The following is a 20,745-nucleotide window of genomic DNA, read 5'->3' as shown; positions in this document are numbered from 1 at the left end:
GCTCACACGTGTCGGGTCGATGACGCCGGCGTCGGAGTAGTAGCGGATGGCGCTGACGCTCAGCCCGGTCCTCCTGGCCACGTCCCCGATGGGGTACAGCTCGTTGTCGTCCATGCCGCCACTATGGAGTCTCAACCGGCTTGAGACTCAAGCCCCGCCCGCCGCGCTGCGTCCGCCCTTCCAGGCTCCGTCAGGGGGTCGAAGCACGAAGGGCCGCCGCGATCCACGCGAAGGGCACGATCTCCTCGTCCGCGCCGGACTGCGTCCCGTTGATCACGGACACCAGCGACAGGTACCTGCCATGGGTGAGGTCGAACCGGGACCCGGGGTCGTCGTCGTCCTCCTCGCGCAGGAACTCGTCGATCTCGTCGAACTTCGCGGCCATCTCCCGCCGGAACGAGGCGGAGGCCTGGCGGCCGTCGAGCGCGGCGGTCGCGTCCACGAGGCGGACGGCCAGCTCCTGCGAACGCGGCGCGTCCGCGGGCAGCCCGGAACGGTACGCGGCCATGATGTCCCCCATGATCGTCATCCCCGTCCCGTAGATGAAGTCCTGCACCGGCGTGGCGGCCATGAGCCGTCCCGGGGACGTGGAGAAGGTGTCCTGGAGGTAGGAGCGGACCTCGCCGCGGAACTCCTCGTCCTGGACCAGGTCGGCCAGCTCGATCCAGGCTTCGAGCTGGGCGGCGCTGGGGTCCTCCGGCAGGTGCGGCCGTATCTCCCGCAGCCGGCCGACGAAGTCGGGGTTGACGTCGAGACCGTCGCTGACGTCGTCCCAGAAGTCGTCGACGAGCCGTTCGCGCTCCTCGTCGGACATCGACACGAGCTTGTGCATCAGAGCCGCCTGCGCGGCCGTGCCGCCCTGCTTGACCAGGGTCCGCAGCACGGCCCTCCTGGCCCGCAGGTCGCGCTCCTGACGCTCGATCAGTTCCAGGTGGGTCGCGAGAAGATCGTGCAGGGACGTCTCACCGCCGAGGAGCCGGCGGATGTCGTCCAGCGCGGCGTCCAGGTCGCGGAGGGTGCGGATGAGTTCCAGCCGCGCGATGGCGCGGACGTCGTAGAGGCGGTAGCCCGCCTCGCTCACACGTGTCGGGTCGATGACGCCGGCGTCGGAGTAGTAGCGGATGGCGCTGACGCTCAGCCCGGTCCTCCTGGCCACGTCCCCGATGGGGTACAGCTCGTTGTCGTCCATGCCGCCACTATGGGATCTCAAGCGGCTTGAGGTGCAAGCCCGAGCCCTGCTCCAGGGTGGGCGAAATCCGCTTGCCGTGCCGCCCGGCATGCACGATCGTGAGCCGATGACCACCTGTACGGGATGCGGAGCCGCCGGCGACGAATGCGAGGAGCTGTTCCACCGGCTGCTGGTCCTCGACTTCTCGAGACAGGCACCGTGGTCGCCGCTGCACGCGGTGTCGGTGAGCTGCTACTTCTTCCAGCACCCCGAACGCGCGGTCGACGGTGGCCCGGCCTTCTACTGGTCCCTGTTGCACATGTACCTGCGTGACGGCGTCGAGGCGATGCGCCGCGGAACCGAGCGGGCCCGGCACCTCAACTCGCACCGGTACGGCGGCCGTAAACCCACCCTCGACGACTTTCCTGGAGCGCCGCCGTTCCCCGAAGCCGGCCCTCCGCCGACCGCCTACGCCGTCACCATCGTGGACGTCGCGGTGGACGGCACCTTCCCCGCCGAGGGCTTCGAGGAACGCGAACAGGCCTGGGCCGGGGCCGCCATCACCGCATGGAGCGACAGGATCCTCCCCAGAAGGTGACAGGCACCGGGGCAGAAGCCCCGCGGCTACCCTCCCCCTATGTCATCTCGGCGAATGTCCGCAGCGGTGGGGTTGCTGCTGCTCACCACCGGTTGTTCGCTCTTCGGCGGGGACGGCGAGGACGTCCCCGAGATCAGGCGGGAGCAGACGTTCGCCTCGGCCGCCCCACGGCGGCTCGCCGACGCGGGCCCGGCCCCCGGCATCATGCGGGAGGCCTGGCGCATCAGAGGGCTCGGGCAGGAGGAGCAGGCCCGCTACATCCGACTGGAGGGCGGCCAGCTCTTCATCGTCGGCACCGACGGCTTCGACGTCCACGACGCCGGCACCGGCCGCAAGAGGTGGCACTACCGCGAGCCTGGCCGCGAGCTGAGCGGGTTCGCCGTCAACAAGGACAACCTGGTCATCGCCTCACGGTCCCAGCAGGGGCACCACCTGACCGGGCTCGCGGCGGGCACCGGCCGGCTGCGGTGGGAGCGCGGCGGCGACGAGGGCACGCCGTTCATCCGCGGGCACGGCAATGGTCTCGCCATGGGTGAGGGGGTCGTACCGCTCCTGGTCAGAGGGGAGCCGACCTCTGACGACGAGGAGGAGCAGCCGGACGAGTTCCTCGCCATCGACGCCGCCACGGGCGAGGAACGCTGGCGCCGCCCGCACCACGGGCCCGGCTGCGAGACCGGCACCCGGTCGGCCGCCACCGACACCGACGGCAGCGTCCTGGTGTTCTCGGAGTCCTGCGGGGACGACCATTACGTGTACGCCTTCAACCCCTTCGACGGCAAGCCGCTCTGGTCGCGCACCGGCACGTCCGACGACTCCCTCGTGGGAATCTCCGTACGCGCCGGAGCCACCCTGATCGAGCTCGACGAGCACACGCGCACCTTGGTCGGCCGCGACGACCGCGAGATCGCCCGCCTGAACGGCACCGGCGAATGCCTTCCTCCCTGCTCGCTGCTGCGCGTGGGAGACGACCTGGGGCTGCGGCACTTCGACGAGTCGCGCAACGTGGTCATGTCGCTGATCGACGTGTCCAACGGCAAGGTGCGCACCCTGACCATGCCGCACGACATCACGTCCGTCACGGCCGGCGGGCGATGGTACGGCGTCAGCTCCAGCCTCGCAGGCACCCTGCTGCCCGCCGGCCTGAACATCGTCGACACGGCTACGCAGCAGCTCACCACGGTGCCCGTGCCCCTCAACCTCGAGTCGCAGGCCGGCTCCCTGCGCTGGCTCGGGGTCGCCGGCGATCATCTGCTGGTGGCCACGTCCGAGGGGGACGACCTCATCGCCTACGCCTCCACCCCCGCGCAGGGCCCGCTGGAGCTGGGCGGCGTGGCAAAGGACGACTGGCCGGACGCGTGCGATCTGCTGAAGGACGTGCCGGGCAAGACGATCGCGCGCACGCCCATGGTGGAGGGACCCGTCAAGATCGGCGAGCAGGAGCTCGCCAGGAGCCGGTGCCACGTCGACTACTCCGATGACGGGGACTCCGGGCAGGCCATCGCCGAGGTGGAGTGGGTGGCGGCGGGCCCCGCCGAGGCCGACGGCCTCGTTGCCGGTGAGCCGGGCCTCTACGGCGCCGACGAAGTGCAGAAGACGGGGGAAAGCTCCGTCCGCGTACGCAAGGGCCGCTTCGTCGTCAAGGTGCAGTCGAGGCTGAGCGACGATCTCCAGCCGATCGTCGCGGGGGTGCTCGCGTCGCTGGGCTGAGGGTCAGCCGGTACGGCTGAGGCTGAACGTCGTCGTCTCGCCGGAGGTCTCCCGGGTGGCGACCCAGCCGTCGCCCGCGCCGGCGTACTCACCGGTGGGCACGGTGTCGAGAGGACCCTTGGCGAGGTCGTAGACGCGAACGTAGCACCTGTCGCGGGAGCAGTCGTCGGGGTGGACGAGCAGCCGGTTCCCCACCATCGTGGCGCGGATCTCGCCCCAGAGTTGCAGCGGCACGCCGTCGCTCCAGCGGGCCTTGCCCGAGGACAGGTCGTAGAGGGTGAGCGTCTTCTTCCCGTCGGCCTTCTCCTCGACCAGCGCCGTCTTCGCGTCGCCGGCCACGATCGTGCCCGGTTTTTCGCCCGTCCACCTGACCCGGCCCTTCTCCAGGTCGAAGACCAGCGGGTGGCCGCGCTCGTCGACGCCGAAGAGGCCCCGGCCGTCGGCCGAGACGTCGGGCAGGGCGGACCTGCACCCGCGGTCTTGCTCGGCGTCGGCCAGCCTGATGCGTTTCTTCCACTTCTTCGCGCCGGTGCTCGCGTTCAGCGCGACCATGTCGAGCCGGCACATCTCCTTGAATGTCCCGACCTGGCCCGACCTGCTGCTCATGATCACGAGCCCGCCGGCGAGGTGGGTGGGTCCTGAGACCCGCTTCTGGCCACGGGGGTAGAGCAGCTCACCGCCGAACCGTTCCTTCTCCACGCGGACGCCGAGCCGCCCGCCGGACGCGGCGTCGAGGGTCATGAGCCAGTGTTTGCCCCGGTAGCCCTTCGGCCGGGTGGTCATGGTGAGCACGTCGCCTGACCTGCCGGTCACGGTGGCGACGTGCTCGGCGGAGATCGTCCAGCGGACCTGGCCGGTGCGCGGGTCTCTGGCGCTGAGCCTGCAGTCGTCGTGCCGCTCGGTCTGCTCCCCACGGCAGACCGGGGTGTAGACCATCCCGCCGACCACCGACTCGTAGGGCGAGGAGGTGGCCTTCCACAACGTCTTGCCGTTCGCGGGGTCGATGCCCATGACGACCTTGGGCGGCGGCCAGGACTGTTTCCCGCCTTTCCGGTGGACGGCGATCACCACGCCGTCGGCGACCGAGATCTCCGGTTCCTCGCGGAAGGTGCGTTTCCAGGCCTGCTTGCCCTTGTCCGTGATGCCACGCAGTTGTTCGCCGGCGGTCACCATGAACCGGCCGCCCGCGCTGAAGAGCTGGGCATCCCGCCAATGGGTGTCCCCGTCGTCCTTCATCCCGATCGACCAGGCCGTCTCGGCGGCGGCCGGGCGCGTGGGCGACGGGGACGGGGTGCCGGCGACGATCGTGCGGACGGGGGCGCTGGGCGCGGTCTCCGCGGGCGTGCCGCCGCCGCTGCAGCCGGTCACCACCAGCGCGAGCATCCCGTACGCCAGTTCCCGATGTGGTCGTCGGTGCACCGTGCCTCCCCCGGAAATTTCGCACACCATATCGCCGGGGGTGAGAAGGGGGTCCTGACAGCTTGCAGGGTGCGGGCCGGGCGGACGTCACCACTGCAGGACGGCGTCGTCGCGCGCGCGGTAGGAGCTCGGCGGCGCCCCGAGCAGGCGGAGAAACGACCTGCGCATGGTCTCGGCCGTGAGGAATCCGTGGCGGCGCGCGATCACCTCCAGCGGTGCGTCGCCCTGCTCGATCGCCGTCCGCGCCGCCTCGACCCGCGCGCGCTCCACGAACCGTCCCGGGCTCATGCCGACCTCGCGGGAGAAGCGGCGGCTGAAGTGCCGCACGCTCATCGACAGGCGGTCCGCCATGGCGGGCACGGTGAAGTCGCCTTCCGGGCGCGTCACGATGTCGCCGAGCAGGCTCCGCAGGGCGGGGTCACGCGCGAGGCGCGGCAGGCGGGCGACGCGGTCGGGACGGCCGTCGGGCCGGCGAACCAGCCATTGGGCCACCCGGTGGGCGGCCTCCCCGCCGTGGTCGTCCTCGACGAACGTCAGCGCGAGGCCGACGGCCGAGACGATCCCCTCGGCGGTCCGTACGCCGCCGCTGACGGGGTGCGGCGCCAGCTTGACGACCGCGCGGGAACCGCCCGGTGACCACCCGTCCTGGAGCGGGACGCCGTCGAGTTTCATGGGCCCGGCGCCGATGGCGGCGACACGCCTGGCCAGCTCCGCCAGGCGCGGCAGGTGACCGGCCAGGCCGGGATCGGCTCCCGTACCGCCGATCAGCAGCAGCGTGTCGAACCCGTGCCGGATGTCCGCCAGGTCGGCGTCCACGCCCAGCCGCACGCCGCAGGACGTACGGACGTCCGCCCCTCCGGGAGAGGCCAGGCGCACGCGGTAGCCGCGGGCCGTCAACCGTGTCGCCCCCTCGAACACGTCCATGGGCCCTGCCACGTCGAGCGAGCGGACCCCGTCGCCGACCGCCACGAGAACCTCCGCCGGGCCGGGCACGCCGGCGCTTCCGCACGATTGCATCGAGCCTCCCCGTTGATGACACCTTCGCGGCAGAAGTGCAGCGCTGGAGAAGCTAGCCGGTCCGGTCCTCGAAGCGTCCTCGAACGGTCCTCGCGAAAAGTGTGTACGCCGCCGCGGTGCGGGCAGCAGCAGAGGCCTGAGACGATCTTCGATGGGGAGGTCTCAAACCGGACGAACTCGATCCGTTATGACGTTGAAACTTAGGGCGTGACTAATCTCTCAATAGTTTTCGCCCCCCAGCGCGCTGATCAAGCGGTATAAGCAACGGCGCCGGCGCTCGGGCACGCGTCGGCGCGGCTCCCGCGTGCACCACCCCGAGGCACGTGTTCCCTGGTCAGTTTCGATGATGGCGGCGCCGTCGGCCGCACCCTCTCCATGCCGCCTACCAGCCAAAACGGGAAAGCCAACAGACGTACCCCGGAACCTGGAGCTCAAACTGGGGGGTGTTTGCGGCCCGGTAATCCGTGTTACCGCTTCGCGTAAGTTCGGAGTCCATGTCGTCAGCACACCCACGACCGCAAGCGGATTCTCCGTCCTCCACGGAGGAACTAGGACCACCCCGCCTCGAGGACGGCCGGGAGTTGTGGCGCATCACCCGTGATTCCAAGATCCTTGACCTCAATTCCCCCTACAGCTACGTCCTCTGGTGCCGCGACTTCGCGGACACCTCGGTCGTGGCGCGCGGCGAGAACGGCGTGCGCGGCTTCATCACCGGGTTCATCCGCCCACGGGAGCCGGAGACGCTCTTCGTGTGGCAGGTCGCGGTGGGCGAGGAGTGGCGAGGCCGCTCCCTGGCCAGCCGCATGCTCGGCTACCTGGCCGGCACCGGATGCCGGTTCATGGAGGCCACCGTGACGCCCGACAACATCGCGTCGGACCGGTTGTTCACCGCGTTCGCCCGCGAACAAGGGGCGGATCTGGAACGGCGGCCGCTCCTCGGCGAGGAGTTGTTCCCCCAGGACCACCAGGCAGAGGTGCTCTATCGAATCGGGCCCCTCGATCAGCAAGCCCCCATAGGAGACAGCTGAAATATGGACGTTTTCGAAAGCACCGAGTCAGAGGTTCGCAGCTACTGCCGGGGCTGGCCCGCCACGTTCAGCACGGCCACGGGAAGCCACCTGTACGACGAGGAGGGGCAACCGTACCTCGACTTCTTCGCAGGCGCCGGCACTCTGAACTACGGGCACAACAACCCGCACCTGAAGGAGGATCTCCTCCAGTACCTGAGCGGCGACAACATCATCCACAGCCTGGACATGTACACCGTCGCCAAACGGGAGTTCCTGGAGACGTTCCGTGACGTGATCCTGAAACCGCGCGGCCTGGACTACCGCGTGCAGTTCCCCGGGCCGGGCGGCGCCAACGCCGTCGAGGCGGCGCTGAAGCTGGCCAGGAAGTACACCGGCCGCAACACCATCGTGAGCTTCACCAACGCCTTCCACGGCATGTCGCTCGGAGCGCTCGCGGTGACGGGCAACTCGATGAAGCGCAAGAGCGCGGGCATCCCCCTGCAGACCCTCGTGATGCCGTTCGACAACTACCTCGACGGCCAGACGCCCGACTTCCTGCTGTTCGAGCGGCTGCTCGCCGACAACGGCAGCGGGCTGGACACCCCGGCCGCGGTCATCGTCGAGACCGTGCAGGGGGAGGGCGGCCTCAACGCGGCCAGCCCCGAATGGCTGCGCGGCCTCGCCGAGCTGTGCAAGCAGCACGAGATCCTGCTCATCGTGGACGACATCCAGATGGGATGCGGGCGCACCGGGCCGTTCTTCAGCTTCGAGCAGGCCGGGATCAAGCCCGACATCGTCTGCCTGTCGAAGTCCCTGAGCGGCTACGGGCTCCCGTTCGCCGTCACCCTGCTCAAGCCCGAGCTGGACGTGTGGGAGCCCGGCGAGCACAACGGAACGTTCCGAGGCCCGAACCCGGCCTTCGTCACCGCGACCGCCGCGATGAAGCACTTCTGGGCCGACGAGGGCATGGAGAAGGAGACCATCGCCAAGAGCGAGCAGGTGCAGGAGGCCCTTGACCGGGTCGCCGCCGCCCACCCCGAGGGTGTGAGCGGCACCAAGGGCCGCGGGCTGGCGCAGGGCATCGCCTTCACCGAGCCCGCGCACGCCTCCGCGGTCTGCGCGGCGGCCTTCGAGCGCAACCTCCTGCTGGAGACCTCAGGGCCGGAGAGCGAGGTGGTCAAGCTGCTGCCGCCGCTCACCGCGACCCCCGACGAACTCGCCGAAGGTCTGGACATCATCGCCGACTCGGTGAAAGCCGTCCTGGTCTGACATCCGCAATCGGCCGAAAGGAGAAAATATGATCGTTCGCTCGCTGAAAGACATCACCGGGACAGAACGCGATGTGGAGGCGCCGACCTGGCGCAGCAAGCGGCTGGTGCTGGCTCGGGAGAAAGTCGGGTTCTCGCTGCACGAGACCGTTCTGTACGCCGGCACCGAGACCACGATGTGGTACGCGAACCACATCGAAGCCGTCTTCTGCGTCGAGGGCGAGGGCGAACTCACCAACGAGGAGACCGGTGAGAAGCACCGGATCGAGCCGGGCACCATGTACCTCCTCAACGGTCACGAACGTCACACCCTCCGCGCGCACACGGACGTACGCACCGTCTGCGTCTTCAATCCGCCCTGCACCGGCAGGGAAGTGCACGACGAGAACGGCGTCTACCCACTGATCAAGGAGGAAGCGTGACCGTTACAGAAGGACTCAAGCCGACCCAGCGCGACCCGTACCCCACCCGGAGCGCCAAGGAGCCCGCCCTGCTGTACCGGCAGGACCCCGTGGTGTACGGAGCACCGGACGACGGCCCCATCGACGCCGAGACGCTGAACTCCTACGCGGAGAACGGCTTCCTCTCCGTCGACCAACTGCTCGAACCCGACGAGGTCGAGCTCTACCGTGGCGAGCTGCGCCGGCTGTCGGAGGATCAGAAGATCCTTTCGGACGAGCGTACGATCACTGAGCCCGGGTCGAACGAGATCCGGTCGATCTTCGAGGTGCACAAGATCAGCCAGGTCTTCGCCGACCTGGTGGCCAACCCGCGCGTCGTGGGCCGCGCCCGGCAGATCCTCGGCTCCGACGTGTACGTGCACCAGAGCCGGGTCAACTTCAAGCCCGGGTTCAACGGCAAGGACTTCTACTGGCACTCCGACTTCGAGACCTGGCATGCCGAGGACGGGATGCCCAGGATGCGCGCGGTGAGCATCTCCATCGCGCTGACGGAGAACTTCCTGCACAACGGCGCGCTGATGATCATGCCGGGCTCGCACAAGAGCTTCGTGTCCTGCGTCGGACAGACCCCCGACGACCACTACAAGGCGTCGCTGCAGCAGCAGGAGATCGGCACCCCCGACCCCGGCAGCCTGTCCGTCCTCGCCGACAAGCACGGCATCGAGGTCTTCACCGGGAAGGCCGGCTCGGCGACCATGTTCGACTGCAACTGCATGCACGGGTCCAACAGCAACATCACGCCGTTCCCGCGCTCGAACATCTTCGTCGTGTTCAACAGCGTCGAGAACACATGCGTGGAGCCGTACGCGGCCAGTTCGCGCCGGCCGGACTTCATCGCGGCGCGCGACTTCACGCCCGTCGGCTGAGTTCCGCGCTCTGAACCGGCCTCAGCAGGACGCCCAGGCCCGGCCTATGTGCCGGCCTGGGCGTCCTGCGTCCAGCGGGGTTCACGAGTCAGGTGCCCGACCTGATCGGCACGACGTTGCCCGGTGTCCCCTCACGCGGCAGCGCGAACCAGGTGGCCTTGCCCACGAGGTCGGGATGGGTGATGTAGCGCTGCGGGTGGCAGCCGTAGAAGCCGTCGGAGAGCCTCGCCACGATCCGCAGCCCCCTGCCGTGCTCGGCCGACATGTCGTCCGGTGACGGAGCGGGCAGCAGCGGGCTGCTGTCCACGACCACGAACATGATCTCTCTGGCGTCCACGTGCAGCGCGAGCTCGTACGGGCCGTCGCCGTACAGGAACGCATTGGTGATCAGTTCGCTCACCATGAGGGCGGCGTCGTCGATCAGATCGTCGGAAAGGTTGAGCGAGGCCAGTTCATCGCGAATGACCGAGCGCGACCGGCCGACCGTGCGAACGTCCGCGACCAGCGGCCACGCGTACTGCATCCGGCTCCGGCGAGCTGATCGCAGCAAGGTCATGGCGTCTGTCTCCGATGGGACCGGGCTGTCGGAACACGTTTCGCTCGACACGAGTGCCTGCCTAGGGTGGACGTACGGCGCCGTCGAAACGTGTACGCAGGAGAAGGCCGTTCGGGTCGAATCTTCGGCGAGAAATCAGAATTCTTTTTCCGCGCGTCCGGAAACGGTACGCGCGGCACGGGGTACGGACTGTGCCATGAGCAGTCCAGACGAGAACGCACCTAAGACCGACACCGAACCGCGCCTCGACGCCGCCAAGCGGCCCGCCAGGCGCGCGGCGCGGCCTGAGGAGCCCAAGCCCGCCGGCCGGAAGGCACTTGAGCAGGCACTTCTCGAAGCGGGCAAGGAGTTGAAGGACCTCACCTGATTCCGTCGCCTACAACAAGGACCACAGAGAGGCAGGTGTGAGGGGGACGTCCGTGATCCTGCCGGCGATCTCCGGCAGGGCGGCGGCGACCGCGTTGGCGATGGCGGCGGGCGGGCCGATGGTGCCCGACTCGCCCACGCCTTTCATGCCACCGGGTGTGAGCGGCGACGGCGTCTGCGTCATGACGACCTCGATGTCCGGCACCTCGCGCGTGGTCGGCAGCAGGTAGTCGGTGACCGGCTGACCGTCCTCGGAGTAGACGATCTCCTCGGTCAGCGCCATGCCGATGCCCTGCACCACGCCGCCCCTGATCTGCCCTTCCACCAGGGTGGGGTTGACCAGCACGCCGGAGTCGTTGACGACCCAGTAGCCTTCCAGCTCGACCTTGCCGGTCTCGGGGTCGACGGCCACCGCCGCGGCGTGCGCGCCGTAGGCGAACGTGTACGCCTTCGGGTCGTAGCTGACCCGCTCCTCAAGCCCGGGGGTGAGGCCGTCCGGCAGGTCCCAGCCGCGCCACGCGGCCGTGGCCACCTCACGCAGCGTCACCGACGACCGCGGGTCGCCCTTCACGCGCACCGCCTCACCGGCGACCTCCAGGTCGTCCGGCGCCGCCTCCAGCAGGTGGGCCGCGATGGCGACGAGCTTGTCGCGCAGCCGGGCGGCGGCCTGGGTGAGCGCCCCGCCGCCGACCGCCAGCGACCGGCTCCCGACCGACCCGATCGACGAGTACGGGGTCGCCGCCGTGTCGCCCAGCACCACCCGCACCCGGTCGATGGGCACGCCCATCCGGTCGGCCGCGACCTGGGCCAGCGCCGTCTCGATGCCCTGCCCCATCGAGACCACGCCCGACGACACGACGACGGACGCGTCCTGTTCCATGCGCAGGATCGCCGTCTCGTAGCCGCCCGCCTGGATGCCGCTCGCCTTCAGGTCCATCGAGGGCCCCATGCCGGTGGTCTCGACGTGGCAGGAGTAGCCGATGCCGCGCCGCCTCCCGTCGTCCTTTTCGACGAATCTGACCAGGTCGCGCAGGGTCGTCAGGGCCTGTGGGTAGTCGCCGGAGTCGTACGCCTGGTGGACCCGCGACGTGTACGGCAGTTCCTCCGGCCGCACCATGTTGCGCAGCCGCAGCTCGACCGGGTCGGCGCCCAGCCTGCGCGCCGCCTCGTCGATCAGCCGTTCCCTGGTCAGGGTGCCCTCCGGCTGGCCGAAGCCGCGGTAGGAGCCGGTCGGCGTGGTGTTGGTGACGACGCCGCGCACGCGTACGGCGACCCGGTCGAACCGGTACGGGCCCGGCATCGTCGTGGCCGTCACCGCGAACGTCGAGGCGCCGACGTTCGACGGGTGGGCGCCGATGTCGCCGAGCACGTCGACGTACAGGGCCACGAACCGGCCGTCGCCGTCGAGCGCCAGCCGCCCCCGGTGCACGGCCGCCCGCGCGGGCAGCGTGGCGAGCAGCCGGTCGCCCGGTTCCTCCGACCAGCTCACGGGGCGGCCCAGGCGCATCGCGGCCAGGCAGACGATCGCCTCGTCGGGGTAGACGTGCTCCTTGCCGCCGAACCCGCCGCCCGTGTCGCCGCTGACGACCCGCACCCGGTCGTGGGTGAGCCCGAAGGCGTCCGCCAGGTGCTCGCGCACGTGGTGCGGGGCCTGGGAGGAGGTGTGCACGGTCAGTTCGTCGTCGGCGTACGCGGCGACCACGCCGCGCGGTTCGAGCGCGTACGGCGAGACGCGGCCCATCCTGAACGTCATCTCGATGACGTGCTCGGCCTGCTCGACGGCCGTGGCGCAGTCGTCGTCGCCGAGCGTGAAGTCGGTGAACAGGTTGGTGCCCCAGTCGGGGTAGAGGAGGGGGGCCGACTGCTCCAAGGCATGTTCGATGCCCGCCGTCGCGGGCAGTTCGTCCAGTTCCAGGTCGACGAGGTCGGCGGCGTCCCTGGCGGCTTCGGGGGTGCGGGCGACGACGACGGCGAGGGGTTGTCCCGCGTACCTGATCGTGTCGTCCAGCGCCCGGTAGGACAGCAGGCGCTGGCCGGGCGACAGGCTCACGCAGGGCAGGCGCAGGTCGGGGGCGTCGGCGGGGGTGATGACGTCGAGCACGTCGTCGGCGGCCCAGGCGTCCTTGGGGTCGCAGCCGAGCAGCCTGCCGTGGGCGATGGGGCTGCGGATGACGTGGGCGTGGACCATGCCGGGCAGACGGACCGCGCCGACGTATTTGCCTTTCCCCGTGAGCAGTCTGGCGTCTTCCCGTCGCGGCGTTCTGGCGCCGACATACGCGTCTCCCATGCCCCGATTGTGAGCGCCGGCCGCGGAACGGTCTATAGCATCCGCGAGAAGGAGCACGTCAGCGGGGGTATCGATGCAAACGTTCCTGCCTTATCCGGATTTCGCCGCATCGGCGGTGGTCCTCGACCCGCTCCGGCTCGGCAAGCAGCGGGTGGAGGCGCTCCAGGTGCTGCGCGCCCTCACCGTCCCCGGCTACGGCTGGCGCCACCACCCCGTCGTGAAGATGTGGGCCGGATACGAGGAGGCGCTCGTCAGGTACGGCCTGGAGGTGTGCGCACGCTGGTGCTCCCTCGGACGGGCCGACACCTGCGCGGCCACCATCACGAGCGACCTGGCCAGGACGCGCGGCCTGACGGCGGTGCGCGGGCAGGACGAGCTCGGCGCGGCCGGCGAGCTGCCGCCCTGGCTCGGCGAGCCGTCGCTGCACCTCAGCCACCGCTCCGCGCTGCTGCGCAAGGATCCGGGCTTCTACCGGCCCGTCTTCGGCGACGAGCCCGACGACCTCGACTACGTCTGGCCGCGCTCGGACCGGCTGCCGCCCTGACTGCCGGCGAGAGCGCCCGCCAGGAGGTCCTTGTGGTAGACGCGGAAGTCGCACGGGACGGCCAGCTTGCCCGTCACGCGCGGGTAGAACTCCTCGATCGTGCCGACGCGGACCATGCGGTAGCCGAGGCGGCCGTACCATCCGGCCAGGAAGCTCTTGACGGGGTGTGACCACGTCCGTGGCGTCAGCAGTTCGAGCTGCATGATCCGGCTGCCCCTGGCACGAGCGTGCTGCTCGGCGAACCGTACGAGTGCGCGGCCCACGCCGATGCCGCGGCTCTCCGGGGTGGCGGCGAGCATGGCGAACTCGCTAGCCTCGGCGTCCAGGTGCTGGACGCGTACGCAGCCGACGGTCCGCCCGTACAGCCCGGCCACCGCGATCTGCCCGTCGCGCGTGAGCCGCGACAGCTCGGCGGGGCTCGTCCTCATGACGGCATCACGCCAGATGCCCCGCTCCGCCTCCGTGTACACCGTGTTGACCAGGTCGCTGAGGGCCGCCATCGCGGCGGTGTCGCCCGCCGTGTCCGGTGGCAGCAGGCCAACGCTCAGCGCGCACCCTTTCTCCCGCATCAGATCTCCTCGTGGTCGACGGCGCCCGGAAGCCGGGCTGCCACGTTACCCGTCGGCGCGCTACCACCCGCGAAGCAGGATCGGCCCGGCTACTTCACCGGCGGTAGCCCGGATGTGCGACCCGGCGCCGACGTACCCGCCGCGGCGACGCCCTACTGTGCAGGAATGAGCTGTGTGCCCCGATGGCGCCCCCTCGCCATGGACGGCGCGCTCGCCGTGACCGTGGCCGCCATCCTGATCCCCACCGCGCTCGTCGCACCCGGCGCGGGCGCGCTCGGACCGGCCGCGGTCCTGGCCGGCTCGCTCGCGCTGGTCGCCTGGCGCCGGGCTCCGCTGGTCGCGCTGCCCGTGACCACGGTGTGCATGCTCGTCTTCTCCCGGTACGCCGATCCGGGCCCGTCCGCCGCCTTCCCCGTGCTCGTCGCGGTGTTCGGCGCGGTCAGGGCCGGTCACCGGCTGCTCGCGGCACTGGCCGGAGCCGTCTACCTCGGCGTCGGCCTCGCGGCGGACCTGTCCGCCGCCCCGCAGGACACCCAGGCCATCACCCAGAGCACGACGCTGCTGCTCGGCTGGTTCCTGACCGCCGGGGTGTCGGCGACCGTGGCCAGGCACCGGCAGGCGTACCTGAAGCAGGTCGAGGAGCGCGCCGCCGAGGCCGAGCGCACCCGTGAGGAGGCCGCGCTCCGCCGCGCGAGCGAGGAGCGGCTGCGCATCGCCAGGGAGCTGCACGACTCGCTCACCCACAGCATCTCGATCATCAAGGTGCAGGCGGGAGTGGCCATCCACCTGGCGCGCAAACGCGGCGAGGAGGTGCCCGCGGCGCTGCTCGCCATCCAGGCGGCCGGCGGCGACGCCATGCGCGAGCTGCGCGCCACGCTGGAGGTGCTGCGCGACGCCGGCGACGAACCTGCGGCCAGCGGCCTCGACCGGCTCGACGACCTGGTGGAGCGGGCCCGCTCGACCGGCCTGCCCACCACGGTGACGATCTCCGGCGAGCGGCCCGAGCTGCCCGAGGAGGTCGACAGGGCGGCGTACCGGATCGTGCAGGAGGCTCTGACGAACGTCTCGCGGCACGCGGGCGGAGCCTCGGCGGCGGTGCGCATCGACTACGGCGCCTCGGAGCTGGTCGTGCAGGTGGACGACGACGGCACAGCCGGTCCCGGCACGCCTCCCGTGCCCGGCGTGGGCCTGCGCGGCATGCGCGAGCGCGTCGGGGCGCTCGGCGGCCGGCTGCGGGCCGGGCCGCGCCCGGAGGGCGGATTCACCGTACGCGCAGAACTACCGCTGGGGGACGCATCGTGATCCGCGTGCTGCTCGTGGACGACCAGGCGCTCATCAGGGCCGGCTTCCGCGCCCTGCTGGAGGCCGAGGACGACATCGAGGTGGTGGCCGAGGCCGCCGACGGCGCGCGGGCCGTCGCCCTGGCTCTGGAGCACCGGCCGGACGTGGCGCTCATCGACATCCAGATGCCCGTCATGGACGGCATCGAGGCGACCCGGCGGATCGCCTCCGACGAGCGGCTGGGCGACGTCCACGTCGTGATCCTCACCAACTACGGCCTCGACGAGTACGTCTTCAACGCCCTGCGCGCGGGCGCCGGCGGTTTCCTGGTCAAGGACACCGAGCCCGCCGACCTGCTGCAGGGCGTCAGGGTGGCGGCCCGCGGCGACGCCCTGCTCTCCCCCGCGATCACCCGCCGGCTGATCGGCGAGTACGTCGCCCGCCGCCCCGAGCCGAGCCCGCAGGGGCTCGACGTGCTGACCAACCGCGAACGCGAGGTGACCGCCCTGGTGGCCCGCGGCCTGTCCAACGACGAGATCGCCGCCCACATGGTGATCAGCCCGACCACTGCCAAGACGCACGTCAGCAGGGCGATGACCAAGCTGCGCGCCCGCGATCGCGCCCAGCTCGTGGTGTTCGCCTACGAGTCGGGGTTGGTGACGCCCCGGAGGAACGTTCCCGACTGAACACCGGAGCGTGTTCGGCTGAGTACACTCAGGCACGTCCAACCGGTCGAGAGCCATGGGCGGCGGCCCTCGGCCCCGTCCCTTCGGAGTCACGTGAGCGATGTGCCGCCCTCCCACCGGGGCAAACGATCGCACCGCCGGCGTCGCCGGCCATGGCTGCGCTGGGCGCTGGCCGTCACCATGGCCGTCGTCCTGCTGGTCGGCGGTCTGGTCGTGGGCGTCTGGGCCAAGCTGACCGGCAACGTCAAGCACGTCGACGTGACCGCCGACGACCTCGGCTCCGCCCGGCCGGCCAGGATGTCCGGCACCGCGCTCAACGTCCTGGTCGTCGGCTCCGACCAGCGCGACGGCGCCAACGCGAAATACGGGCGCCTCGTGGGCGAGCGCACCGACACCATCATGCTGGTGCACGTGTCGTCCCGGCGCGACCACGCGATGGTCGTCAGCTTCCCGCGCGACTCGCTCGTGCAGCTGCCCGCCTGCCGGGCGACCGGCGGCCTGCCGGGGCAGCGGCCGCACCTCGGCATGATCAACGAGTCGTTCAACTCCGGCGGCATCGGCTGCACCTGGAAGACGATCGAGACGCTCACCCGCATCCACATCGACCACTTCGTCAAGATCGACTTCTCGGGCTTCAAGAGCCTGGTCGACGCCGTCGGCGGCGTGGAGGTCTGCCTGCCCGAGCCGGTACGCGACAAGAAGGCCCTCCTGCGGCTGCCCGCCGGCCGGCAGACGCTCAACGGCGAGCAGGCGCTCGGTTACGTGCGCGCCCGCTACAGCATGGGCGACGGCTCCGACATCGGGCGGATCCAGCGGCAGCAGATGTTCGTCGCCTCGATGGTCAAGAAGGTGATGAGCGGTGAGACGCTGACCGACCCGGCCAGGTTGTGGGCCGTGCTCGACGCCGGCACCAAGGCGGTGACGACGGACCCCGGCCTGACGCCGTCCGTCATGAAGGATCTCGCGCTCAGCCTGCGCGGGCTGGACGCCGGACGCATCCGTTTCGTCACCACCCCGTGGCACTACTCCCTCACCCAGCCCGGCCGGGTCGAATGGGTGCAGCCGCAGGCCGACCGGCTGTTCCAGGTCGTGGCGAAGGACGAAAGCGTCGAGGGCGTCAAGGGCGGGCAGGCCAAGGTGGCCCGGTCGAAGGTGCAGGTGGAGCTCCGCAACGGCACCTGGCGCAGCGGGCTGGCCAAGGAGGTGGCCGCCGCCCTTGAGCAGCGCGGCTACCACATCTCCAAGATCGGCGACACGGCCCGCAAACCGCAGGCGAAGACCGCGATCCTCTACGGCCCGAACGGCGGGACCCGCGTACCGACCCTCTCCCGCGACCTCGTGACGGCCACCCCCAGGCACGTGCCGGCGGCCAGGACCAACCGGCTGGTGCTGGTGATCGGCGACGACTGGAAGGGCGTGAAACCCCTGCGTGGCGACGACCACGAGAGCATCAAGGGCTTCGACGCCACCCACGACTCCTGCGCCGCCTGAACCACCGCGACCGGCGCGAGCGGGGGTCAGGTGACGATGGCGGAGATGGCGGCGAGGGCCTCGACGACCTGGTGGGCGTCGGGGGTGGCCGACGGGTCGAGCAGCCACTGGAGCATCAGCCCGTCCGCGATCGCCACCACCACCGACACGAACACCTCGGGGTCCATGGGCAGCTCGACCCCCAGTTCGGCGGCGGCCCTGCGCATCATGCCGGCCCCGGCGGTGCGGGCCCGCGCGTAGGCCTGGGCAAGTTTGTCCCGCAGCACGGGCGCGCGCAGCGCCGCCGGGTAACCCTCGACGAGGAGCACGAGCTGCGGCCGGAGCTCCCCGAAGACGTCGATCAGCTCCCTCATGGCGCGTTCGAGCATCTCGCGGCCGGTGCCGAGGTCCGCGCCGAACAGGGACCTCTCGACCCGCTGCGTCCACTGCTCGAAGATCTCGGCGATGGCCTCGTTGAGCAGCGCGTCCTTGCCGCCGAAGTGGTAGCCGATGGAGGCCAGGTTGGTGCCTGACGCGGCGACCAGGTCTCGTGCGGTCGTGCGGGCGTAGCCCTTCTCCTGCAGGCAGCTCACGGCTCCCGCCAGCAGTCTTTCCCGGTATCCACCGGTCTCTGTTCGCGCCACGTCGTTCATGGTATCCATATATACAAGCGTGTATGACGTACGTATATCCACATGGAGGCGATCGATGATCCCACCGGGACCGAGACTTCCCGCGCTGGTGCAGACCGCGCGTTTCATGGCCGCGGCGCCGGGCGCGTTCGAGGCCTACCACCGCAGGTACGGCCCGATCTTCACCGTCCGGTACGCCGGCTTCCCCCCGGAGGTCTACGTGACGACCGCGGAGCTGGCCGAGCAGGTCTACCGGACCGACCAGGACGGCGGGCAGGCCGGCGCCGCGCGGCGCGACTTCCTCCAGCACCTGGTCGGCGCGCACTCCGTGCTCACGCTCGACGGCGAATCGTGGTGGCGGCACCGCAAGACGCTCAACCCGCCGCTGCGCGCCAAGCAGGTCGCCGGCTACCACGACGAGATCGCCGCGATCGCGGCGGAGAAGATCGCGACGTGGCCGCTGGGCAGGCCCTTCGCGTTGCGCGACCGCATGCAGGAGATCACACTGGAGATCATCATCCGGCTGGTCTTCGGGATCAGCGACACCGGGCGCGTCAGCAGGCTGCGGGCGCTGCTGCCCGCGCTGATCAGAACCGGAGGTTCCATGCAGGTGGCGATGCTGCCCGACTGGCTGCGCGGCCCCGCCGCGCGGGTGCCGATCACGCCGTACGCGAGATTTCTGCGGCTGCGCACCGCCGTGGACACGATCCTGTTCGACGAGATCCGCCGCAGGCGCGGCACGACCGGCGGCACCGACGTGCTCGGCCGGCTGCTCGACACCGGGCTGGACGACCAGGAGATCCGCGACGAGCTGATCACCCTGCTGATCGCCGGCCACGAGACGACGGCGACGGGCCTGGCCTGGGCGTTCGAGCGGATGTTGCGGATGCCCGAGGTGCTGGAACGCCTGCCGGACGACGATCCCTACCTCGACGCGGTGGTCAAGGAGGTGCTGCGCGTCCGGCCCGTCGTCTACGAGGCGCCGCGGCTGCTCGGCTCACCGCTCCGGCTGGGCGGCTACGAGATCCCGGCCGGATGGTACGCGGGACCGTACATCCCGCTCGTGCACCGTGATCCCGCCGCCTTCGCCGAACCCGGGGAGTTTCGCCCGGAGCGGTTCCTGGCGGGGCACCAGAACAGGGGCTGGATGCCCTTCGGCGGCGGGCGGCGCTTCTGCGTCGGAGCGCAGCTGGCGCTCCTGGAGATGCGCGTCATCATCCGGGAGGTGCTGCGCCGCCTGGAACTCACGGCGCCCGATCAGGCGCCGGAGGCCAGGCGGCTGGCGAACGTGACGCTCGCGCCCGCGAGGCTGACTCGCGTCATCGCCCGCGCTCGGACTCCTGCTCGGACTGAGTAGGAGAGTCCTCTCGTCGCGGGTCGGCGCCCAGCTCCTGGCGGAGCCGGTCGTAGTCGATGTGATGGTTGGTGTACTTCAGCTGGCGAGCAACCTTCGTCTGCTTCGCCTTGGCTCTTCCTCGGCCCATGGCTACTCCCCTCGTCCCCGCTGTCATGCTATCCAACAACGTTACGACTTGAAGAATTATGCAACTGAACTCGATTAGTCTGGCAACATGCACGTGGAGGTCTATCAGGCCAAGGCCGACTTCTTCCGAACGCTCGGCCACCCCGCTCGCATCCGAGTGTTGGAGCTGCTCCAGGAAGGGCCACTCCCCGTCAGGGACCTGCTGGCCCAGATCGACATCGAGGCTTCGAGCCTCTCACAACAGCTCGCGGTCCTGCGCCGGGCAGGGATCGTGAGCGCCATCCGCGAAGGCAGCACGGTGGTCTACACGCTGGCCACTCCAGAGCTCGCCAACCTGCTCGGCACCGCCCGGCGCATCCTCACCGACATGCTGGCCGACCAGGGCGAGCTCCTCGCGGAGCTGAGAGCCGAGGTCACCTAGCCGGCGCCTCACGACCGACAATGCGGGCGGAAAGGGCAGATCCGCTAGGCTTCGGGCATGGTCTCCGAGCTGTTCGATCCCAAGGCGTGGCAGGCGGTCGAGGGATTCGAGTTCACCGACATCACCTACCACCGGGCGGTCGACCAGGGCACCGTGCGCATCGCGTTCGACCGGCCCGAAGTGCGCAACGCCTTCCGCCCGCAGACGGTCGACGAGCTCTACCGCGCCTTCGATCACGCCCGGCAGACCACCGACGTCGGATGCGTACTGCTCACCGGCAACGGCCCGTCGCCCAAGGACGGCGGCTGGGCCTTCTGCTCGGGCGGCGACCAGCGCATCAGGGGCAAGGACGGCTACCAGTACGCCGACGGCACGCCGGCCACCGGGCGCCTGCACATCCTTGAGGTGCAGCGCCTGATCCGCTTCATGCCCAAGGTCGTGATCTGCGTGGTGCCCGGCTGGGCCGCGGGCGGCGGCCACAGCCTGCACGTTGTGGCCGATCTCACACTGGCGAGCGCGGAGCACGCCCGGTTCAAGCAGACCGACGCCGACGTGGCGAGCTTCGACGGCGGTTTCGGCTCGGCCTACCTGGCGCGGCAGGTCGGCCAGAAGTTCGCCCGCGAGATCTTCTTCCTCGGCGACACCTACACCGCGGCCGACGCCCACCGCATGGGCATGGTCAACGCCGTGGTCCCGCACGAAGAGCTGGAGGCCACGGCCCTGGAGTGGGGCCGGAAGATCAACGGCAAGTCGCCGACGGCGCAGCGCATGCTCAAGTTCGCCTTCAACGCGATCGACGACGGCATGGTGGGGCAGCAGGTGTTCGCGGGCGAGGCCACGCGACTGGCGTACATGACGGACGAAGCGGCCGAGGGGCGCGACTCGTTCCTGCAGAAGCGCGAACCCGACTGGTCGCCGTTCCCCTGGCACTACTGA

The 20,745-nt window shown here is 70.2% G+C and carries 23 protein-coding genes; 14 read left to right on the top strand and 9 right to left on the bottom strand.

The features are described from left to right. The coding region (locus GUY59_RS26050; protein ID WP_132640058.1) for a MerR family transcriptional regulator at positions 1–114 on the bottom strand (114 nt) is incomplete at its 3' end. A gap of 76 nt (positions 115–190) precedes the next feature. Then, entirely contained in the window at positions 191–1,189 is a 999-nt protein-coding gene (locus GUY59_RS26045) for a MerR family transcriptional regulator (RefSeq protein ID WP_161714703.1), read from the bottom strand. Positions 1,190–1,295: 106 nt separating this feature from the next. On the opposite strand from GUY59_RS26045, the gene GUY59_RS26040 reads away from it, so the two are divergent. Continuing rightward, positions 1,296–1,766 carry a DUF5946 family protein gene (locus GUY59_RS26040; protein ID WP_138202215.1) on the top strand — a complete coding sequence of 157 codons (471 nt, stop codon included), beginning with the start codon at positions 1,296–1,298 and terminating at the stop codon, positions 1,764–1,766. A 39-nt stretch (positions 1,767–1,805) separates the two neighbouring features. Continuing rightward, positions 1,806–3,473: an outer membrane protein assembly factor BamB family protein gene (locus GUY59_RS26035; RefSeq protein WP_138202216.1), complete on the top strand. Its 1,668-nt coding sequence runs from the start codon at positions 1,806–1,808 to the stop codon at positions 3,471–3,473. Between the two features lie 3 nt (positions 3,474–3,476). Here the strand turns inward: GUY59_RS26035 and GUY59_RS26030 are convergent, their stop codons facing one another. Further along, the gene (locus GUY59_RS26030) at positions 3,477–4,892 is read right to left on the bottom strand and encodes an outer membrane protein assembly factor BamB family protein (RefSeq protein WP_138202217.1); all 1,416 of its coding nucleotides are present in this window, start codon (positions 4,890–4,892) and stop codon (positions 3,477–3,479) included. An 87-nt stretch (positions 4,893–4,979) separates the two neighbouring features. After that, positions 4,980–5,909: a GlxA family transcriptional regulator gene (locus GUY59_RS26025; protein WP_138202218.1), complete on the bottom strand. Its 930-nt coding sequence runs from the start codon at positions 5,907–5,909 to the stop codon at positions 4,980–4,982. Between the two features lie 494 nt (positions 5,910–6,403). Here GUY59_RS26025 and ectA point away from each other — a divergent pair, with 494 nt between their 5' ends. From ectA to thpD, 4 genes are read left to right on the top strand one after another with little or no spacing between them, the layout of a single operon-like run. Next, positions 6,404–6,937 (top strand): diaminobutyrate acetyltransferase, encoded by a 534-nt coding sequence (gene ectA, locus GUY59_RS26020; RefSeq protein ID WP_138202219.1) that lies wholly within the window; start codon positions 6,404–6,406, stop codon positions 6,935–6,937. Positions 6,938–6,940: 3 nt separating this feature from the next. Then, entirely contained in the window at positions 6,941–8,188 is a 1,248-nt protein-coding gene (gene ectB, locus GUY59_RS26015; protein WP_132334034.1) for a diaminobutyrate--2-oxoglutarate transaminase, read from the top strand. Between the two features lie 28 nt (positions 8,189–8,216). After that, entirely contained in the window at positions 8,217–8,609 is a 393-nt protein-coding gene (locus GUY59_RS26010) for an ectoine synthase (RefSeq protein WP_132334033.1), read from the top strand. Continuing rightward, positions 8,606–9,514 (top strand): ectoine hydroxylase, encoded by a 909-nt coding sequence (gene thpD, locus GUY59_RS26005; RefSeq protein ID WP_138202220.1) that lies wholly within the window; start codon positions 8,606–8,608, stop codon positions 9,512–9,514. The genes GUY59_RS26010 and thpD overlap by 4 nt, the downstream gene beginning before the upstream one ends. Before the next feature lie 88 nt (positions 9,515–9,602). On the opposite strand, the gene GUY59_RS26000 is transcribed toward thpD, so the two are convergent. Next, on the bottom strand, positions 9,603–10,037 hold the full coding sequence (locus GUY59_RS26000; protein ID WP_161714702.1) for an ATP-binding protein: 435 nt from the start codon (positions 10,035–10,037) through the stop codon (positions 9,603–9,605). A 229-nt stretch (positions 10,038–10,266) separates the two neighbouring features. Here GUY59_RS26000 and GUY59_RS25995 point away from each other — a divergent pair, with 229 nt between their 5' ends. Next, entirely contained in the window at positions 10,267–10,437 is a 171-nt protein-coding gene (locus GUY59_RS25995) for a hypothetical protein (RefSeq protein ID WP_161714701.1), read from the top strand. A 9-nt stretch (positions 10,438–10,446) separates the two neighbouring features. On the opposite strand, the gene GUY59_RS25990 is transcribed toward GUY59_RS25995, so the two are convergent. Further along, complete coding sequence (locus GUY59_RS25990) at positions 10,447–12,723, bottom strand: xanthine dehydrogenase family protein molybdopterin-binding subunit (RefSeq protein ID WP_138202222.1); 2,277 nt, start codon at positions 12,721–12,723, stop codon at positions 10,447–10,449. A 73-nt stretch (positions 12,724–12,796) separates the two neighbouring features. On the opposite strand from GUY59_RS25990, the gene GUY59_RS25985 reads away from it, so the two are divergent. Next, entirely contained in the window at positions 12,797–13,267 is a 471-nt protein-coding gene (locus GUY59_RS25985) for an MSMEG_6728 family protein (protein WP_132334029.1), read from the top strand. Here GUY59_RS25985 and GUY59_RS25980 read toward each other — a convergent pair. Continuing rightward, positions 13,231–13,836: a GNAT family N-acetyltransferase gene (locus GUY59_RS25980; RefSeq protein ID WP_171055443.1), complete on the bottom strand. Its 606-nt coding sequence runs from the start codon at positions 13,834–13,836 to the stop codon at positions 13,231–13,233. The genes GUY59_RS25985 and GUY59_RS25980 overlap by 37 nt on opposite strands. 165 nt (positions 13,837–14,001) lie before the next feature. Here GUY59_RS25980 and GUY59_RS25975 point away from each other — a divergent pair, with 165 nt between their 5' ends. The 3 genes from GUY59_RS25975 to GUY59_RS25965 all read left to right on the top strand — a co-directional run bounded on the left by GUY59_RS25975 (position 14,002) and on the right by GUY59_RS25965 (position 17,294). After that, the gene (locus GUY59_RS25975; RefSeq protein ID WP_138202223.1) at positions 14,002–15,138 is read left to right on the top strand and encodes a sensor histidine kinase; all 1,137 of its coding nucleotides are present in this window, start codon (positions 14,002–14,004) and stop codon (positions 15,136–15,138) included. Continuing rightward, the gene (locus GUY59_RS25970) at positions 15,135–15,803 is read left to right on the top strand and encodes a response regulator (RefSeq protein ID WP_138202224.1); all 669 of its coding nucleotides are present in this window, start codon (positions 15,135–15,137) and stop codon (positions 15,801–15,803) included. Before GUY59_RS25975 ends, GUY59_RS25970 begins: the two co-directional genes overlap by 4 nt. Positions 15,804–15,896: 93 nt before the next feature. After that, positions 15,897–17,294, top strand: a complete 1,398-nt coding sequence (locus GUY59_RS25965; RefSeq protein WP_252375024.1) for an LCP family protein — start codon at positions 15,897–15,899, stop codon at positions 17,292–17,294. A 26-nt stretch (positions 17,295–17,320) separates the two neighbouring features. On the opposite strand, the gene GUY59_RS25960 is transcribed toward GUY59_RS25965, so the two are convergent. Beyond that, positions 17,321–17,917, bottom strand: a complete 597-nt coding sequence (locus tag GUY59_RS25960; protein ID WP_161714700.1) for a TetR/AcrR family transcriptional regulator — start codon at positions 17,915–17,917, stop codon at positions 17,321–17,323. A gap of 64 nt (positions 17,918–17,981) precedes the next feature. On the opposite strand from GUY59_RS25960, the gene GUY59_RS25955 reads away from it, so the two are divergent. After that, a complete protein-coding gene (locus GUY59_RS25955; RefSeq protein WP_161714699.1) occupies positions 17,982–19,262 on the top strand; it encodes a cytochrome P450 in 1,281 nt (426 codons plus the stop codon). Here GUY59_RS25955 and GUY59_RS25950 read toward each other — a convergent pair. Beyond that, positions 19,225–19,389 carry a DUF3073 domain-containing protein gene (locus GUY59_RS25950; RefSeq protein ID WP_132334025.1) on the bottom strand — a complete coding sequence of 55 codons (165 nt, stop codon included), beginning with the start codon at positions 19,387–19,389 and terminating at the stop codon, positions 19,225–19,227. The genes GUY59_RS25955 and GUY59_RS25950 overlap by 38 nt on opposite strands. Before the next feature lie 87 nt (positions 19,390–19,476). On the opposite strand from GUY59_RS25950, the gene GUY59_RS25945 reads away from it, so the two are divergent. Together GUY59_RS25945 and GUY59_RS25940 are read left to right on the top strand one after the other, a co-directional pair. After that, a complete protein-coding gene (locus tag GUY59_RS25945) occupies positions 19,477–19,809 on the top strand; it encodes an ArsR/SmtB family transcription factor (RefSeq protein WP_132334024.1) in 333 nt (110 codons plus the stop codon). Between the two features lie 57 nt (positions 19,810–19,866). Continuing rightward, positions 19,867–20,745, top strand: coding sequence for a 1,4-dihydroxy-2-naphthoyl-CoA synthase (locus tag GUY59_RS25940; RefSeq protein ID WP_138202228.1), 879 nt, complete (start codon positions 19,867–19,869; stop codon positions 20,743–20,745).

The organism is Nonomuraea sp. K271 (assembly GCF_009908215.1).
GTDB lineage: Bacteria > Actinomycetota > Actinomycetes > Streptosporangiales > Streptosporangiaceae > Nonomuraea > Nonomuraea longispora.
Note: the sequence above shows the minus strand (reverse complement) of the source record. Positions and strands in the feature narration are given on the sequence as shown.

Excerpts from the sequence above, each read along its gene's own strand:
- GUY59_RS26045 (WP_161714703.1), bottom strand. The coding sequence starts at position 1,189 with ATGGACGACAACGAGCTGTACCCCATCGGGGACGTGGCCAGGAGGACC.
- GUY59_RS26040 (WP_138202215.1), top strand. The coding sequence starts at position 1,296 with ATGACCACCTGTACGGGATGCGGAGCCGCCGGCGACGAATGCGAGGAG.
- GUY59_RS26035 (WP_138202216.1), top strand. The coding sequence starts at position 1,806 with ATGTCATCTCGGCGAATGTCCGCAGCGGTGGGGTTGCTGCTGCTCACC.
- GUY59_RS26025 (WP_138202218.1), bottom strand. The coding sequence starts at position 5,909 with ATGCAATCGTGCGGAAGCGCCGGCGTGCCCGGCCCGGCGGAGGTTCTC.
- ectA (WP_138202219.1), top strand. The coding sequence starts at position 6,404 with ATGTCGTCAGCACACCCACGACCGCAAGCGGATTCTCCGTCCTCCACG.
- ectB (WP_132334034.1), top strand. The coding sequence starts at position 6,941 with ATGGACGTTTTCGAAAGCACCGAGTCAGAGGTTCGCAGCTACTGCCGG.
- GUY59_RS26010 (WP_132334033.1), top strand. The coding sequence starts at position 8,217 with ATGATCGTTCGCTCGCTGAAAGACATCACCGGGACAGAACGCGATGTG.
- GUY59_RS26000 (WP_161714702.1), bottom strand. The coding sequence starts at position 10,037 with ATGCAGTACGCGTGGCCGCTGGTCGCGGACGTTCGCACGGTCGGCCGG.
- GUY59_RS25995 (WP_161714701.1), top strand. The coding sequence starts at position 10,267 with ATGAGCAGTCCAGACGAGAACGCACCTAAGACCGACACCGAACCGCGC.
- GUY59_RS25990 (WP_138202222.1), bottom strand. The coding sequence starts at position 12,723 with ATGGGAGACGCGTATGTCGGCGCCAGAACGCCGCGACGGGAAGACGCC.
- GUY59_RS25985 (WP_132334029.1), top strand. The coding sequence starts at position 12,797 with ATGCAAACGTTCCTGCCTTATCCGGATTTCGCCGCATCGGCGGTGGTC.
- GUY59_RS25980 (WP_171055443.1), bottom strand. The coding sequence starts at position 13,836 with ATGCGGGAGAAAGGGTGCGCGCTGAGCGTTGGCCTGCTGCCACCGGAC.
- GUY59_RS25975 (WP_138202223.1), top strand. The coding sequence starts at position 14,002 with ATGAGCTGTGTGCCCCGATGGCGCCCCCTCGCCATGGACGGCGCGCTC.
- GUY59_RS25955 (WP_161714699.1), top strand. The coding sequence starts at position 17,982 with ATGATCCCACCGGGACCGAGACTTCCCGCGCTGGTGCAGACCGCGCGT.
- GUY59_RS25950 (WP_132334025.1), bottom strand. The coding sequence starts at position 19,389 with ATGGGCCGAGGAAGAGCCAAGGCGAAGCAGACGAAGGTTGCTCGCCAG.
- GUY59_RS25945 (WP_132334024.1), top strand. The coding sequence starts at position 19,477 with ATGCACGTGGAGGTCTATCAGGCCAAGGCCGACTTCTTCCGAACGCTC.
- GUY59_RS25940 (WP_138202228.1), top strand. The coding sequence starts at position 19,867 with ATGGTCTCCGAGCTGTTCGATCCCAAGGCGTGGCAGGCGGTCGAGGGA.